The sequence below is a fragment of the Micromonospora sp. NPDC000442 genome (genome assembly GCF_042898635.1).
In the GTDB taxonomy this organism is placed as follows: Bacteria; Actinomycetota; Actinomycetes; order Mycobacteriales; family Micromonosporaceae; genus Micromonospora.
Genome location: NZ_JBIAYZ010000004.1, coordinates 1 through 16,792 on the forward strand (window position 1 = coordinate 1; position 16,792 = coordinate 16,792).

9 protein-coding genes and 1 rRNA gene are annotated in these 16,792 nt (G+C 71.8%); 6 read left to right on the forward strand and 4 right to left on the reverse strand.

Translation table 11 applies throughout. The features are described 5' to 3' along the window. Window positions 1-141: 141 nt before the first annotated feature. Window positions 142-258: ribosomal RNA gene (gene rrf, locus ACFY2A_RS07040) — 5S ribosomal RNA — on the forward strand. A gap of 416 nt (window positions 259-674) precedes the next feature. On the opposite strand, the gene ACFY2A_RS07045 is transcribed toward rrf, so the two are convergent. From ACFY2A_RS07045 to ACFY2A_RS07055, 3 genes are all read right to left on the reverse strand, one after another. Beyond that, window positions 675-2,489, reverse strand: coding sequence for a VanW family protein (locus ACFY2A_RS07045; protein WP_387169513.1), 1,815 nt, complete (start codon window positions 2,487-2,489; stop codon window positions 675-677). 179 nt (window positions 2,490-2,668) lie between these two features. Then, complete coding sequence (locus ACFY2A_RS07050; protein ID WP_387169515.1) at window positions 2,669-3,928, reverse strand: polysaccharide biosynthesis protein; 1,260 nt, start codon at window positions 3,926-3,928, stop codon at window positions 2,669-2,671. Between the two features lie 12 nt (window positions 3,929-3,940). Next, window positions 3,941-6,328 carry a hypothetical protein gene (locus ACFY2A_RS07055; protein ID WP_387169517.1) on the reverse strand — a complete coding sequence of 796 codons (2,388 nt, stop codon included), beginning with the start codon at window positions 6,326-6,328 and terminating at the stop codon, window positions 3,941-3,943. Window positions 6,329-6,564: 236 nt separating this feature from the next. On the opposite strand from ACFY2A_RS07055, the gene ACFY2A_RS07060 reads away from it, so the two are divergent. Both ACFY2A_RS07060 and ACFY2A_RS07065 read left to right on the forward strand, forming a co-directional pair. After that, a complete protein-coding gene (locus tag ACFY2A_RS07060) occupies window positions 6,565-8,283 on the forward strand; it encodes a hypothetical protein (protein WP_387169519.1) in 1,719 nt (572 codons plus the stop codon). After that, entirely contained in the window at window positions 8,280-8,441 is a 162-nt protein-coding gene (locus ACFY2A_RS07065) for a hypothetical protein (protein WP_164449583.1), read from the forward strand. Before ACFY2A_RS07060 ends, ACFY2A_RS07065 begins: the two co-directional genes overlap by 4 nt. Window positions 8,442-8,567: 126 nt before the next feature. Here ACFY2A_RS07065 and ACFY2A_RS07070 read toward each other — a convergent pair whose 3' ends face one another. Further along, on the reverse strand, window positions 8,568-9,728 hold the full coding sequence (locus tag ACFY2A_RS07070; protein WP_387169521.1) for a glycosyltransferase family 4 protein: 1,161 nt from the start codon (window positions 9,726-9,728) through the stop codon (window positions 8,568-8,570). A 311-nt stretch (window positions 9,729-10,039) separates the two neighbouring features. On the opposite strand from ACFY2A_RS07070, the gene ACFY2A_RS07075 reads away from it, so the two are divergent. The 3 genes from ACFY2A_RS07075 to ACFY2A_RS07085 are packed head-to-tail and all read left to right on the forward strand — an operon-like array spanning window position 10,040 to window position 16,736. Next, window positions 10,040-11,656 carry a substrate-binding domain-containing protein gene (locus tag ACFY2A_RS07075; protein ID WP_387169523.1) on the forward strand — a complete coding sequence of 539 codons (1,617 nt, stop codon included), beginning with the start codon at window positions 10,040-10,042 and terminating at the stop codon, window positions 11,654-11,656. Further along, on the forward strand, window positions 11,653-15,918 hold the full coding sequence (locus ACFY2A_RS07080; RefSeq protein ID WP_387169525.1) for an alpha-(1->3)-arabinofuranosyltransferase: 4,266 nt from the start codon (window positions 11,653-11,655) through the stop codon (window positions 15,916-15,918). The genes ACFY2A_RS07075 and ACFY2A_RS07080 overlap by 4 nt, the downstream gene beginning before the upstream one ends. Continuing rightward, window positions 15,915-16,736 carry a class I SAM-dependent methyltransferase gene (locus ACFY2A_RS07085; protein WP_387169527.1) on the forward strand — a complete coding sequence of 274 codons (822 nt, stop codon included), beginning with the start codon at window positions 15,915-15,917 and terminating at the stop codon, window positions 16,734-16,736. The genes ACFY2A_RS07080 and ACFY2A_RS07085 overlap by 4 nt, the downstream gene beginning before the upstream one ends. Window positions 16,737-16,792 lie beyond the last annotated feature (56 nt).

Sequence of the window (16,792 nt, forward strand, 5' to 3'; positions counted from 1 at the left end):
TAACGGGTTCAGTTGACCGGTACTAATAGGCCGAGGACTTGCTCACAAAGATTCTGCTCGCGTCCACTGTGTAACTCACAACAAACAAACAACACCCCGACAAGCAGTTGGTGTTGGTGTTGTTTGACATGTTGATAAGGTTACGGCGGTCATGGCGGAGGGGAAACGCCCGGTCTCATTCCGAACCCGGAAGCTAAGCCCTCCAGCGCCGATGGTACTGCACCCGGGAGGGTGTGGGAGAGTAGGACACCGCCGGACATTCTTCCCGTTTAGGGCCACCCACAGGGTGGCCCTAAACGCGTTCCAGGGCACCGGGTCCCCGGCCCCGCGATCTCCGCGTTACGACACGCCGCGGTGTGGCGAGTGCCATCGGGGCCGGTGGGACCGGGAAAGCGGCCCAGCCGCATACGCGGGCACCGCACAATCGCCCTTACGATGACGGCAAGGCGCATCTCGACGAACACGCCAGCCGGGTATGTGGCACGCCCGGGCCTTGCTCCGGCAGCCGGAAACCTGCCTCTCCGCGACACCGCAGGGTAAGAGCGTGGAGGCGCGGATCCTCCGGAGACGACACCGAAGTCGGCCGCGGCGTCAGCCTTGGGGCGTACCGCAGGGAAGGGCCCCGCCGGCGCGAAGCTGGCGGGGCCCGTGACGAAGCTGGTGCCCGGCGGGCGTCAGGCAGGTTCCTTGGCGCAGATGAAGCGCGGTTCCGCGCTGTAGGTCCAGCTGAACTTCTCCCGCTTGACGACCTTGCCGTCCTTCTTGATGACCCGGAACGCGTCCTGCGTGAAGCCCTGGCTGCCGTTGGCGGGAATGCAGCTCGGTCCTGGTTCGAGGTAGACGGTCTTCGGCGAGGTGATGTTCCGCCGGGGGCCGTACTGGGTCTTCACGCTGTCCCAGATCTTCGTGCTCCAGATCGACACCGTCACCGAACTGCCGGTGTAGGAGGTGTCGATCAGAACGCCGTAGTCGGTGTTGTTGCGGAACTTGAAATCGAGGTTGGGCCAGAAGATGGTCGACTCGATGACCGCCGGGTAGCGGCTGAAGTAGTACGAATGCGGCTTGTGCTCGACGTCCTCCAGGCCGGCGTAGTACGTGGCGTTGAAGAGGGTCGTCGTGAACTGCGAGGTGCCCCCGCCGACCCCCGGAACCAGCTTGCCGTCGAGGATCACCGGCGCGTCACGGTAGCCCTGCGCGTAGCCGCGTTCGCCGGTGTGACCGTTCAGCGAGAACGTCTCGCCGGGCAGCACCACCGTGCCCTTCACATCGTTGGCGATCGTCACGATGTTCTGGCTGCGCGGCGAAGAGAGCCCGCCGGTGAAGTTGGTGGTGAAGGACGAAACCTTCTCCTTGATCCCCAGGCCACGGAGCTTCGCCGCGGTGAGCTTCGGCTCGGCCGGCTTGAGCTCGACGGAGACCGTACGACCCTCGTCGCGTGGTAGCACGGCGAGCAGGTCGGGGCCGAGATTGCCGGTGTCGACCTGCTTGCCCGCCCGCCCGTCGACCACCTTCGGCTTTCCGCCGGAGATGGTCATCGTGGCATCCTTCGGGGCCACCTCGACGGTGCCGAGCTTGTCTCCGAGCGCGGCCCGCAGTTTCCTGACGTCCACGCTGGGCGTGAGCTTTCCGGTCTTGTCAGCCTTGAAACGGAGACCCTTCGCGATGGCCTCCGGCGGGATGGTGACCGAACCACGATCGGTGGTCAGCTTGACCGGTGCCGCCACCGCCGGCTTGGCCAGCTCGGCGACCAGCCGGTCGACCTCCTCCGCGGTGGTGGCCGGATGGTTCTCGACCAGCGGGACGGTCACCGGCTGCCCGCTCAACCAGCCTTCCTTTACGGCCTCGGCGGAGTGCTCCGGGTCGATGGTGAGGGCGGGCTTCGGGTAGCGCACCTTCGGCTTGGTGCCGGAGAACGTGATCGCCGGCATGGTCATCTTCCGGCCCTGGTCGCCCACGAGCTTCGTCAGGGCGGTCTCCAGCTTCGGCACGTCGACCGAGACAACCGGCTCGACCTCCCGCGACCCGACCAGGCGGTCCACGGCGTGAGCGTTCGTCGCGGCGGCGGCGGCCACGGTGGCGTCCACGTCGACAGTGAGCCCCACCTCGGCGGGGTTGATCTCAGCTGTCCGCTCGCCGACGCGTACCTGGATGGGGGCCTGGAGTTCGGCCGCCCGCCGGTCAAGTTGCGCCCGCAACTCCCGCGCCGCGTCCGTCCGGCTGCGCCCACCGAGTTCGGTGCCGAGCACGCTGGTGCCACGTGGCACGTCGCCCGCGTACGCCCAGACGGCCACCGCACCCACCGAGCCGAGCACGGCGGTGGCCACGCCGGAGGCGAGCAGCAGCCGGAACCGGCGAGACCGGGGCCGGTCACCGCCCGGCGGGACGGGTGCCGGGCGTGCCGGCTCCTCGATCGGCCAGTTGACCGCAGTCACCTGCACCGTGGGCCGGTCATCGGCCGGCGGGGGACGTTCTTCGCCGTACAGCGTCACAACTACCTCTTAGCGACATACCGCATGCGGAGCCGGGGATCCTACTCCGGAAGAGAACTACGGTAGCCAACCAGACCACCACCCGGCAGCCCGAGTCGACATGGATCGCCAGTCGCGCCCGTTCGGCGTGGCGTGCGTCCCGAATTTTCACTCCCGGTGACGGTCGGATGTCCCGCGCGTCAGCGTCGCCTGCGTCCGAACACCAGCCAGGCCATCACCAGGGCAGCCAGGGCGGCGACTGTCAGTGAGCAGGTCAACACCCCCGTCACCGTGCGTGGCGCGATCAATGCGGCTCCGGCCGCCAACCCGGCCGTTGCCAGCCACAGCGGTGCGGCGGGCCATCGGGCGACGGTCGCCACCCGATCGTTCACCAGCATGAACACCACCGCGTAGAGCGCCCCGACGGCCGCGAACATCGGAGCCGTTCCGGCCAGGTGCAGGTAGTCGGCACCGCCGACGAGCCGGAAGGCCAGCTCACCGGCGACCGCTGAGCTGACCACCAGGACCGCGCCGCAGGCCAGGATCAGCGCCAACGCCACCAGTCGGGCCCGCCGATCGCCCTGGGCCAACCGGGGCAGCACCAGCAGCGTGACCACCTGAGGAGCCCAGAGCGCACCCTTGGTGAGTACCGCGCCGACGGCGTACGCACCGGAGGCGGCCACCGGTAGGAGTTGGCGGGCCAGGATCAGATCCGCGTACGAGATGGTGAGCATCGCCAGCGTCGCTCCGCACGCCGTCATCACCTGCCGCGCCCCCAGTCGCTGCGCAGCGGTGCTCGGGGCAGCGGACGTTCCGGTCGCCTCGACGTCAGGCCGGCCGGACGTGGCCGGTTCGGGTGGTCGCGGGTATTCGGGTGAACTGGCGAGACGGGCCAGGAGCGGCAGCACCAGCAGACCGGTCAGGGTCGCCAGGAACAGGCACATTTCCGGTCCCCGGCCGAGCAACAGCCCGGCGACCAGCCCGCCGTAGCGGCCGACGGCCACCGCGACCATCGCCGCGGCGAGCCGCAGGAAACGCTGGTCGCCCTGGAGTTCTCCGAGCCACCGGCCGCTGAGCACGGTGGCGAACGTGGTGGTCGCGAGTAGCAGCGTGAGTGCCAACGGCAGCCGCAGGGCGACGGTCAACGCCGGCGCCGCGGCGACTGTCACCCCAGCCGTGAGGGCGGCGGTTCGCAACCCGAGACGGGAGGTGTCACCGGTGCCGCTACGGGCCCGGTGGGCGGCCACCGCGATCTGTAGACCGAAACCGGGTACCGCCGCGATCGCGGCCAGCGCGAGCACGGTAGCCAGCGCGCCCAGATCGGCGGCGCTGAGCCGGCGCGCACCGAGCATCGGGACGACGTACGCCAGCGCGTTGGTCACCACGGTCGCGACGGTGACCGCGGCACCCGCCGCGCCGAGTCGCAACCGTGCGACGTCCCTGCTCGTGGTCTGGGCCATGCCGACTCGGACCTACTCGGGCTTCGGCGCCGGGTTGCCGATCGCGATCTCGTTGGTGCAGAACGAGATGTCGGTCCCGTGTACGGTCAACTCGACCGAGTCCCCGCCGCCGACGATGCGAAAGAATCGCTGGTTGAGGCCCTTCTTGACCGGGAACTCGGCGGTGCCGGTGCCGGTGCCGAGCCGCAGCGTCGCCGTGCCGGAAGCCGAGCTGAGATAGCCGATCCGGACCACCCAGTGCCAGTCCTGGCGCGGCTCGTTCAGCGGCATTCGTACGCTCTGCCCGCCGGAGACCAGGTAGCCGCAGCCTTCCTGCGGCCCCGGCTGGACGGTGCTACCGACGACCGTGGCCACCTGGATCCGACCGAGGGAGTCCAGCACCGACAGGTTGTCGGCCTCGTCCACGAACGTCGGCCGGGCGCCGAAGGCGCGGAAGAACCGGGACTGCAGGTTGTACGGCCAGGACAGGTCGGGAACGACCTCGTTCGGAACCGGGCCGTCGAAGAACACCGTGCCAGGCGGTGCGCTGGCCATCTCGATCCGGACGGTGTCGACGTACGACCTGCCGGACTTGGCCGCCCACTCGTCGCTGTACCGGGAAGTGGTCCACACGGTGCCCAGGCAGACGGCGACGAGCACCAGGGCCAGCACCACGTGCACCGCCTCCCGGTAACGCTCGGGCAGCGGACCGAGCAGCCCGGGAGGAGGAGGCGAGTCGGCGGCCAGCGGTCGCCGATCCGGCTCGGCCGGTTGCTCGACGGCCCGGCGCGGGGACGGCGTTGGAGCCGTCGCGCCGCCCGGATCCGGCCCACCGGCCGGGTGCTGGCTGGCGACCGGACTCGGGGGGTCGACCCGCCCGGTTTCGTCATCCGGCACCGGGTCGGCGGTCCGTGGAGGCGGCACATGCTCGGCAGGCTCGGCTGCTGCTGCTGGCTCCGGCTCGGGATCGACGGGCGCTTCGGCGTGGATGACGCCGAGCCTGGCCACCACCTGCTTCGGCGCTCCGGTCCGGACCGACTCGGCGAGCACCGGTGTGGCCGAGCCGGCCGGCGGCGCGGCCGAGCCGGCGTCCGGGGCGGTCGAGCCGGCGTCCGGGGCGGTCGAGCCGGCGTCCGGGGCGGTCGAGCCGGCGTCCGGTGCGGCCACGGGCCGGGGGCCGGCGTGCTCCGGAGGCGTCACCTCCGCTGGTTCCGGGTGGGCCCCCGGTCTCGCTGGCGGTGTGTCGGGGTTGGCCGGTTGGGTCCTGCCGGAGACCCGGGACGGCCGGGCCAGCCCGACCACGGCGACACCGAGACAGATGGCGGCCACCACGACGACGTCACTGACATACCGGGGCACGCCGCCGGCGACCCCGCTGAAGGTCGAGCCGAGCCGGGTCGCGGCCAGCATGCCCGCCACCAGCACCAGGTACGACCCGAGCAGCAGCCAGGCGCGGCCGGCGCGACGACGACGGCGTACGGTCGCCACGATCAGGGCCACGACCAGCGTCCAGGCCACCCATCTGCCGAGTTCCGGCGGTGCCGCGACCGGTGCGCCATCGCCGGCTCCCAACCAGCGCCACGGCCCGCCGACCAGGCCCGGCATCACGGTGGACCCGAGCATCTGGCTGAGGAACGTGAACACCTCGCCGACCGACGTCGGCCGCCGCAGGGAAGACTCCGAGTTGCTCAGGTAGGCGGCGAGGAAGCCGAGGGAAAGCGCGGTCAGCAGCAACCAGGACGGCCACCAGCGGTGGATCGTGGTCCAGACGGTGCGGAAGAAGCCGCCGTCGGCGTAGAGGGCGGCGGTGAGCAGGAAGACCAGCGCCACGACCAGGATCGCCTTCTCGAAGAAGACGAGGCCGAGCAGGACGGAGAGGGCCAGCGTCACCAGATGCCGTTTGCGCCGGGTCTGCACATAGCCGACCTGCGCGCCTACCGCGAGCACCATGGCGATCTGCATTGGCAGCATGTTGACCCCGACGGCCCACCAGGACGTGGCCTCCAGGGTCAGCGGGCTGAACATCAGCGCGCCGAGCGGCAGGAGCAACAGCCAGGACGGTTGCAGCAGTCGACGCAGCAGCTGAAAGAAGGTGATGCCGAGGATCGCCTGGCCGATCGCCATCAGCAGCACGTACGGCCAGTAGGCCAGCCCGACGTGTTCGGTGATCAGCCAGGTGAGCAGCCGGCCAGCGGGCATGAGGTGGTTGTTGTAGAGGGTGAGCAGGTGCTCGACGGTCAGGTCGGACTCCGCCGCCTGGGTGATCATCACGTAGTCGTCGGCCGCCAGGAAGCCGCGCGAGGCCACCTGGGCACGCCACAACACGCTTAGCGCGACGATGGCGAGGGCCACCGTCCGGATCCGGTCCGCACCCAGCCGACCGCCGGTGCGGTCCGCCACGGACGTACCGTCCGCGGCCATCGACGAACCCTCACCAACCCGGCCCGGACGCGGCGCGTCCGGCCCAGCGGCCCGGTCGACCGTAAGGGGAGGTGGAGAAGGGTTCGACGCCATGGCGGGAACACTGCCACACCGACCGTCGCGCCTTGCATCAGGTCAACGGATGGTTCGATGGTCATCGGGCCGATGACGGCCGCGTACAGTGGCCGCCACCAGCGTGGCCGATCGCCGCGCACCGGCATTGGTGAGGTCGACGGATGCGGGAAAGGTTGGTGCCGCACGCGGTGGCCACCGCCGTGACGACGGTGGTGCTCGCACCGCTGGCCCTGCCCGGGTACGTGCTGCGCTACGACATGGTCTTCGTGCCCCGGCCGGCGTTGAGCTGGGAGGTGATCGCCCCGGCCACGGCCCTGCCCCGGGCCGTCCCGCAGGACGCCGTGGTGGCGCTGGCCTCGCAGCTGTTCCCAGGGTGGTTGCTGCAACGACTGGTGCTGGTGGCGATTCTCTACCTGGCCGCACTGGGTGCCGCGCGGCTGGTGCCGACGGAGCGGGTCGGGGTGCGGGTGGTGGCCGCACTCGGGTACGCGTGGACGCCGTACCTGGCCGAGCGGTTGCTGATCGGGCAGTGGGGGCTGCTGGTCGCGTACGCCGCGTTGCCCTGGCTGGTGCGGGCCGCGATCGGGGTGCGTGATGGCGAGCGGGGTGCCCTGCGCCGGCTGTTGCTGGCGACGGCGGCGTCCGCGATCACCCCGACCGGCGGGCTGCTCGCCCTGGTCGTGGTCACCGTGCTGCTGGTCGGGCGGTACCCGGGGGCGGCCCGGACGGCGCTGACCGGGGTGGGTACGACGGTGCTGTTGAACGCGCCGTGGCTGGTGGCCGGTTTCGTCAGCACAGGGACCGGCCGGTCCGACCCGGCCGGAGTGGCGGTCTTCGCCGCCCGATCGGAGAACTGGGCGGGGCCGCTTGTGGCATTGGCCGGCACCGGCGGTATCTGGAACGGACAGGCCACCCCGGCCTCCCGCAGCGGATGGCTGATACCACTGGCGACGCTGCTGGTGCTGGCGGTCGCCGGATACGGCGTGCCGGTGCTGTGGCGCCGCTGGTCGCGGCCGGTCGTCGGTCGGCTCGGGTTGTTGGCGGTCGCTGCGTGGCTGGGCGCTGCGCTCGGGGCGCTGCCCGGCGGGGCCGGTCTGCTGGGCTGGTTGGTCACCGCCGTGCCCGGTGCCGGGTTGCTCCGCGACGGGCAGAAACTGCTGGTGCCGTACGTGCTGCTGCTGGCGGTAGTCGGGGCGCTCGGAGCGGAGCGACTGGCCGGACGCCTCGCGGCCCGGTTCGACCTGGCCACCGGCCGGGTGCTGGTGGCCGGTGCGGCGTTGCTGCCGCTGGCCGTGCTGCCCGATCTTGCCGTCGGCGCGGCGGGACGGCTGTGGCCGGTGGCGTGGCCGGCGGATTGGGAGACGGTGGCGCGGCTCGTCGACGAGCGGCCGGGCGAGGTGGTGTCGCTGCCGTTCCAGGAGTATCAGAGCTACGCGTGGAACGGTGGCCGGGTGGTGATCGACCCGGCGCCTCGTTACCTCGGCGTGCCGGTCCTGATCGACGACACGCTGCGGGTGGACGACACGGCGGTCGCCGGGGAGGACCCTCGCGCCGCCCGGCTGCGTGAGCTGCTCGCGGCCGGCGAGCCGGTGGCGGCGGCGGGTCCACGCTGGGTGCTGGTGCAGCGCGCCGCCGGCCCGACCCCGAACCCGGCGACGTTGGCCGGACTGCGACAGGTGTACGGCGGTGACGAGCTGACGTTGTACGAGAATCCGGCGTGGCGGCCGGCAGCGCGGCCGAGCCACCCCGGCCCGGTGGGCCTGGCGCATCTGTTGGCCGGAACGGTGGTGCTGGCACTCGTTTTTTCGGGCACTGCGCGATGGTGCTACCGCGTGGTAGCGTCCCGGCACGCGAGTCCCGCGGAAGGAGAAGGTGGATGAGGAACCTGCCCGCGTTCGTCGCCGTCGGGGTACTCGGGGTCGTGCTCGGCATGCTCGGCAGCGTCGGTCTGGCGAACGTGCTCAGCCCGTCCGCCAAGGAGGCCGCCAACACCAAGGTGAGTGAGCAGACCGAGGCCCCGCTGTACGGCACGCGCTGACCTCGAACGGCGAAAAGGCGCCCGCGGTATGCGGGCGCCTTCCGTCGTGTCCGGGGTCGACGGGTTGAGCGCGGCCGATCAAGCCGGCCGGATCAGCGGGTCTGATCAGCCGGCTTGGTCGGCCGGTCAGCCGGTGCGGACGGTTGCCGCCGCGACCAGCTGTGCGAATCGCGCACCGGTCGCCGTCCAGGTGTAGCGGGCCGCGTGGGACAGGGCCGCCTCGCCCATCGCCTTGCGCCGGACATCGTCGGCGAGCAGTTCCCGAACGGCCGCCGTGAACTCCTGCTCGTCGTCGACCAGCAGGCCGGTCTCCCTGTCGACCATCGCCTCGGCGACCCCGCCCGCGTACCTGAAGGCCACGGTCGGGGTGCTGCGTGCGGCGGCCTCCACGATGGTCAGACCCCAGCCCTCCTTGAGCGACGGGGTGAGCGCGAGCCAGGCGGAGCAGAGCAGGGCGTGCTTCTCCTCCTCGCTGACAAAGCCGGTGAACCGTACCCGGTCGGTGATCCCGAGGGCGGCGCACCGCTCGCGCAGCGGCTCATCCCACCACCCCTGCCCGGCCACCACCAGCTCCAACTCGGGCAGCTCCGGGGCCAGCTCGGCGACGGTACGCAGGGCGATCTCGACCCGTTTGTGCGGAACCAGGCGGCCGAGTACCAGCAGCGACGGGTTGGGGGTGCGGGGCAGCAGCGGGCCGGTCACCGGAGGGGTCCCGTTGGGCACCACGTCGATGCGTTCGGCGTCGACGCCGAGGGCCGCCAGCTCGGCGCGAGTCGCTTCGGAGACCGTGACGTAGCGGCACCGTCGGTAGATGCGTACCGCGAGCCAGGATTCGATCCACCAGCCGAGCCGGCACATCCACGGCCCGAACACCACCGGCCACTGCTCCCGGTGCACGTGGTGGACAAGCGCGATGACCGGCCGCCCGGCGTAGAGCGGGGCGAAGAACGGCACCCCGTTGCAGACGTCGACGATCAGGTCCGGACGGCCGAGACCGCGCCGGCTCAGCGCGCCCAACCCGAACCGGCCGGCGAGGCAGATCAGCGCCGCCCGGAGGTACACGGTCATCCGGGAGCCGCGACGCAGCACGCGTACGCCGGATTCGGTGGTTCCGGCCGGTCCGGCGTTGCCGTGGGCGGCACAGAGCAGAGTCACCCGGTGACCGAAGGTGACCAGCTCGGCGGCGATCCGCTCGATGTAGACCTCCGAGCCACCGCCCTCGGGGTTGGTGGTGTCTCGCCAGTTGAGGAACAGGACGTGGCGGGAGGGGGTGTCGGTGTTGTCCACGCTGCTCCTACTGGTGAGTAAGTGAGCACGATCGCGCCACCCTAGGGCGGTCCGGCCCGGCTGCGCAATGGGCAGATCCGGCGGGCGACGATCCGGTAACGGGTCGTGGACGGGGGGTTTGCCGACGGGCGGAAACCTTGGCAGGGTGTGCAGCGCAACCGCGTGCGATGCCCGGTGTCTGGTGGCCGATCTCGCTGCGGCAGGTGTTGTGACCTGCGGTGGGACATCGTCCGCAGGCGTGACGAGGAGGTGAGGCGGCGGTGGTTGCCGACCGTCCCGCGCCGGCGCGCGTCCTGTCCCACCGTTCACCGGTGGTGCTGCTCAGTGCCGCCCTGGTGCTGTTGCTTGCCGGCTGGGCGGCGGTGGCGTACATCCGGGCCGATCGGGGCACCCCGACCTGCGTCGAACAGGTTCGACTCCGAGTGGTGGCCGCGCCGGTGATCGCCCCGGCAGTCGACCGGGTGGCCCGAGCCAACGCCGGAAATCAACCGTGCGTGTCCGTCGAGGTGCAGGCCCGTCCGTCGGCGGCCGTCGCCCGGGAACTCGCCAACGACGGCGACGTCGCCGACGCGTGGCTGCCGGAGTCGACGTTCTGGCTGCGCCGGGCCCGTGCCGCCGGTGCGTTCGAGGTACCCGGACAGGGCACGTCGGTGGCGACCACCCCGGTGGTGCTGGCCGTCACCGAGCGGGTCGCGCGTCGATCCGGTTGGCCCGACAAGCCGCTGAACTGGGCGTCGCTCCTGGGTACCCGGGCGAGAACGGTCCAGGTCGGGCTGCCCGATCCGGCGGCTGACCCGGCCGGGGTCGGTGCCCTGCTCGGCGCCCGTGCACTGGCCGACGACAACCGGGACTCGGCCGCGACCGTGGCGGCCACGCTGCGTCGTCTCGCCGAGCGGACCTTCAGCCCGGCCGAGGAAGCCAGCTCGTTGACCCCGAATCAGGACCTGCCCGGCCGGGTGAGCGTGGTCGCCGCCAGCGAACAGGCGGTGCTGGAACACAACGCGCTGGCGGCCACCGGCAAGCTGGTCGCAGCGTACCCGGAGGTCGACGTGCCGTGGCTGGACCTGCCGTACGCGGTGCTGCCCGCCGCGCAGGGCCAGGCCCGCGACGCCGCCGGCGCGTTCCTCGACACGCTGCTGACCGGCGAGGCCCGGGAGGTGTTCGCCGGTTACGGTTTCCGGACCGCAGCCGGTTTTCCGCCGGCCATACCGGAGGACGACCGCCTGCGGGCCGAGGAACGCCGTCCGGTGCCGCTACCCGCCGAGGAGACGGTCAGCGACGTGTTGACCGGTTGGAGCGGCGTACAGCGCAGCGCCCGGATCCTCACCCTGCTGGACATCTCCGGTTCGATGGCCGCGCCGGTACCGGCCGGTGGCACCCGACTCGACGCCACGGTGCGGGCCGCTCGGGAGGGGGCGGCGCTGCTGCTGGACAACAGTGAACTCGGCATCTGGGCCTTCTCCACCAAGGTCGACGGCGACCGGGACTACCGCGAGGTCCTGCCGGTGCGCCCACTGGGTGGCCAGCGCAAACGATTGACCGAGGCGTTGGCTGAGATCCGGGTCAAGCCGCAGGGTGGCACCGGGCTGTACGACAGCACGCTGGCCGCGTACCGCGACGCGCGCCGCAACTGGACACCGGGCCGGATCAACCTGGTGCTCGTGATGACCGACGGGCGCAACGAGGACGACGACACCGTCGGGCGGGCCGCCTTCCTGGCCGAACTCAGGCGGTTGCAGGAACCACGCCGCCCCCTGCCGATCATCTTCATCGGTCTCGGCGCGGACATCGACCCGGAGGAGCTGAAGGCCATCACGAAGGTCACCGGCGGGCGGGTCTTCGTCACCGAGCAGCCGGGCGGGATGCGGCGCATCTTCTTCTCGGCGTTGGCCGACCTGAGCTGCCTGCCACCGGAGTGCCGCCGATGAGGGGAATGCCGGCGCGGCTGCGCCGCTCGCCCGGCACGCTGCTGTCGCTGTTGCTGCTCACCGCGATCGCCTTCGGCCAGCGGCCCGGTCAGGTCACCTTCGACACCAAACTCGACCTGGCCGCGAACCCGATCCACTTCATGGCCCGGGCGCTGCACCTGTGGAACCCGGAAGCCACCTCGGGGGAGTTGCAGAACCAGGCGTACGGCTACCTGTTCCCGATGGGACCGTTCTTTGCCGCCGGGCAGTGGCTGGCGGTACCGCCGTGGATCACGCAGCGGCTGTGGACGGCACTGCTGCTGGCCGCCGCCTTCTACGGCCTGCTGCGGCTGGCCCGGGCGCTGCACATCGGCACCGAACCGACCCGGTACGCGGCGGCGCTCGGCTACGCGCTGGCCCCGCGGATCCTCACCGAGGTCGGTGCGCTCTCCTCGGAGACGCTGGCCGCCTCGATGCTGCCCTGGGTGCTGCTGCCGCTGGTGACCGTACGCCGAATCGGTTCTCCGCGCCGGGCCGCCGCGCTCTCCGCCCTGGCGGTGCTCGGCATGGGCGGGATCAACGCGGCGGTGGTGCTGATGGCGCTGCTGCTGCCCGGCGTCTGGCTGCTCACCCGACGGTGGGACGCGCAGCACGTACGTCTGGTCGCCTGGTGGTGCGCCAGCGTCGTCGCGGTCTGCCTGTGGTGGATCGTGCCGCTGCTGCTGCTCGGTCAGTACAGCCTCCCCTTCCTCGACTACATCGAGTCGTCCACCACGACCACCGCGGTGGCCTCGCTGTTCCAGGCGGTACGCGGCACCAACCAATGGGTCGCGTACATCGTGCAGGGCGAGCCGTGGTGGCCGGCGGGCTGGCTGCTGATCGACCACCCGGTACTGATGGCGCTGACCGCGGTGGTGGCGCTGATCGGGCTGGCCGGGCTGGCCGGCAACCTGCTGCCCCAGCGGCGTTTCCTGGTGACCGGGTTCCTCACCGGGCTGACCCTGCTCACCATCGGCTACGTCGGGGCGGTGGACAGCCCGGTCTCCGAGCTGGTCCGCGATCTGCTGGACGGCCCGTTGGCGCCGTTCCGCAACGTGCACAAGCTCGACCCGGTGCTGCGGCTGCCGTTGATGCTCGGGTTCGCGCACGGCGTCGACGCCGTGGCCACCCGGATGCATCACGCGCTGGCCCGCCGTAGGCCCGGGATCCGGCTGCGTCCGCTGGTCTTCGTACCGGTGCTGCTGCTCGTGCTGGGTGCCGCCGCACCGGCGTGGCTGGGCCTGTTGCGCCCCGGTCCGGGCTGGTCCGACCTGCCGCCGCACTGGCGATCGGCGGCGACCTGGCTGGCCGACCGCGACGCGCTGGCCCGCACGCTTGTGATACCCGGCTCCGGCTTCGGGCAGTACGACTGGGGACGCACGGTCGACGAGCCGTTGCAGGCGTTGGCCGAGGCGCCGTGGGCGGTCCGCAACCAGATCCCGCTGGGTTCGGCGGGCAACACCCGGATGATGGACACCGTCGAGGAGGTACTGGCCAGCGGCCGGGGCTCGGCCGGCCTGGCCGACCTGCTCGCCCGCTCCGGCTTCCGGCACCTGCTGCTGCGCAACGACATCGACCGGACCCAGGTGGACGCGCCGCCGGTGACGGTGCTGCGTCGGGCGCTGGCCGACTCGCCCGGCATCGCCCGGGTGGCCACCTTCGGCACCACCGAGGCACTGTCCCGGACACTCGGCAGCCCGGTGGACGACGGTGCCGGTTCCCCACCGGCGATCGAGGTCTACGAGGTGCAGCGGCCGGTGCCGACCGCCTCGGCGGTGCTGACCGCCGACGTGCCGACGGTCAGCGGTGGTCCGGAGTCGCTGCTGCCCCTGCTGGAACAGGGGGTGGTGGAACGGGACCGACCCGTGGTGCTCGCCGGTGACCGGGACGCGTCCCCGGACGACGCCGTCGGCGACCGGTGGATCGTCACGGACGGCCTGCGTCGCCGGGAACGCGACATCGGCCGGGTCCGGGACAACCTGTCCCAGACGTTGACCGCGAGCGAGGCGGGGCGGCAGCGCCGGGTCGCCCTCGACGTGCTTCCCTTCCCCGGCGAGCAGCACCAGACGACCGCGACCTACCAGGGCATCCGCGAGGTGACGGCGTCCTCGGCCGCGAGCTTCGTGGACAGCCTCGGCCCGGCCGACACCTCGCACCTGCCGTTCGCCGCCATCGACGGGGAGCCCGACACGGCCTGGCACTCGGCGCCGCTGGCTGGACCGGTCGAACAGTGGCTTCAGGTGGATCTGGACACCCCACGCCAGGTCGACAGCGTGCGACTCGCCTTCGTCAGCGATCTGGCGGTGGGCTGGCCGGTGGAACGGTTCCGGCTCACCACGGATCGGGGCTCGGTCGATCACGAGGTGGCGCCCACGCTGGGCGGTCACTCGTACTACACGTTGCCCGGCCCCACCAGCCGGATCCGGGTGACGGTGCTGGCGGTGGCCGGTGGCCGCCTCGACGGTGCCGTCGGCATCCAGGAGCTGACCATCCCGGACACCGAACCGCGCCGGGCGCTGCGGGCTCCGGCAGATCTGCCGGACAGTCTGTCGACGCCGGCCAGCTGGGCGTTCAGCCGTGGACCGGCGGACCGGCCGGCGTGCTATCCGGCGCAGCAGATTGGCCCGGAGCCGGTGCCCGCTGGCGGCTCCGGCGGGGCGTCCACCGGCCCGGACGGCACGGTGATCCGGTGCGACCGCTTCCTGGCCCGGGTCGGTGAAGAGCCACTGGGCCTGGACCGGTTGTTCCGTAACCCGGCCGCCGGCACGTATCGGATGGAGCTGTCGGCGGTGCCGCGTCCGGGTGGTGAGCTGACGCTCTCCGGTACGAAGGTGCGGGCGGCTTCGTCGTCCCGACTGAGCGGTGACCCGGCGGTCGCCGCGTACGCGGCAATTGACGGTGACCCGGCAACGGCCTGGCTCGCCGGCACCGGGGACCTACGTCCCACCCTGAAGCTGAGCTGGTCCGGTGCGCGTCGCATCGACCGGTTGCGGCTGCGGGGCAGCCAGTTGCCGATCGGATCGCTTCCACGGCAGGTGGAAATCCACACGCCCGGCCGCGAGGTGCAGGTGCCGGTCGAGGCCGACGGGACGGTCAGCTTCCCGGCGGTGCGTACCGACCGGCTCGACATCGTGGTGCGGGAGACCGAGCACCGGTTGGCGGATCTGCGGGGCAACGGCTGGCCCGCCACGGCCGGCATCGCGGAGGTGGAGATCCCGGCACTGGCGAGCCTGCTCGGCCCCGTCGACACCGACATCCGGGTGGTGGAGCGCTGCGGGACCGGACCAACCGTCGAACTGGGCGGCTTCCGATACGACACCTCGGTCTCCGCCAGCCTGGCGGACGTGCTGGCCGGACGGCCGGTGCCGGTCCGCATCTGCGGGGAGGACGGCGCGGTGCTGGACCTGCCGGCGGGCGGGCACCGGCTGGCCACCTCGCCGTCGGCGGGGTTCGTCGTCCAGGACGCGACCCTGCGGCCCGAGGACGACGCGGACTCCGGGCCCCGGCATCGGGAGGTGACCGTGCTCGACTGGGCGGCGACCGACCGTACCGTCCGGGTTGCCGCCGGTGAGCAGGCGTTGCTTGTGGTGCCGGAGAACGCCAACGCCGGCTGGACGGCCACTCTCGACGGAGAGACGCTGGCGAGTTCCCGGGTGGACGGGTGGCAGCAGGCATGGGTGCTGCCGGCCGGCTCCGGCGGCGAGGTCCGGCTCGTCTTCGCCCCCGACCGGGCGTACCGGGGCGGTCTGGCGGCCGGCGCGGTGGCGGTGGTCGGCGTGCTGGTGCTGGCCGTCTGGCCGGTGCGCCGCCGGGTGGTGACCGGCGGGGACGCCGCGGACGCCATCGCCGCCGAGGCGCCGGCCTGGGCGATCGGTGTGCTGCTGGTGATGCTGCTCGCCGTGTTGGGCGGGGTGCTTCCGGTGGCCATCGTGCTGGCCGCGATGCTGCTGCGGCAGTTGGCGGTACGTGCCCTGCCGGTGGTGGTGCTCGGCGGGCTGACCGTGGCCACCGTGACCGCCGTGGCCGGTCGCTTGCAGGGCCACGGGCAGGACTGGGCGTACCGGTCGTGGGTGCAGGCGGCGATGCTGGTCGCGATCGGCGCGGTGGTCGCCGCGGTCGTTCCGGTCCCCGGTGTACGCCCCGGTCCGACCATCCCGCATGATGTGACGCCGGGCACGTCCGGTGGGCTGCCGGACGCGGCTGCCGGCCGGGGTGAGGACGAGGACGGGACGGTGGCGCGGTGACGGCAGCGGACGACCGTACGCGGCGGGCGGAGCGGCGCCGCTTCGCCTCGCTGCGCCGGTCGGTGGCCCTGTTCCGGGCGTTCCTCGTGGAGCAGACCGACCCCGACCACTTCTACGGCCTGCTGGCCGCCGACTCGGTGCGTCAGGTGTCCGGCTACACCGAGCTGGCCGGCCGGACGCTGCTCGACGTGGGCGGCGGCCCGGGTTACTTCGCGGCCGCCTTCCGCGCGGCCGGCGCCCGCTACCTCGGGCTGGATCCGGACGTCGGGGACTTCTCCGCGGCCGGTGAGTCGGTGGCGGGGATGTTGCGGGGCAGCGGCACGGCGTTGCCGATCCGCAGCGGCAGCGTGGATGTGGCGTTCTCGTCCAACGTCGTCGAACACGTCGCCGAGCCGCCCCGGATGCTCGACGAGATGGTACGGGTGACCCGGCCCGGCGGGCTCATCTTCGTGTCGTACACCCCCTGGCTGTCGCCGTGGGGCGGCCACGAGACCGCGCCCTGGCACTACCTCGGCGGCAACCGGGCCCGCCGTCGCTACGAACGGCGGATGGGACGACCGCCGAAGAACCGCTACCGGGAGACGCTGTTCCCGGTCTCGATCGCGGACACGCTGCGTTGGGCGCGGGGCAATGGTGACGTCGAGGTGCTGGACGCGTTGCCGCGCTATCACCCCTGGTGGGCGCGGTGGGTGATCCGGGTGCCCGGCGTTCGGGAGGTGGCCGCGTGGAACTTCGTGCTCGTACTGCGCAGGGTTGGCGAACGGCAGCCCGGTGCGGTGGAGAAATCAGAGCTGACCGGGGGTCGCGTGGCTATGTGACTTGGTAGTAACCTCGCGGCCATCCCACTGATTGACATCGACGATATTGAGCTCCT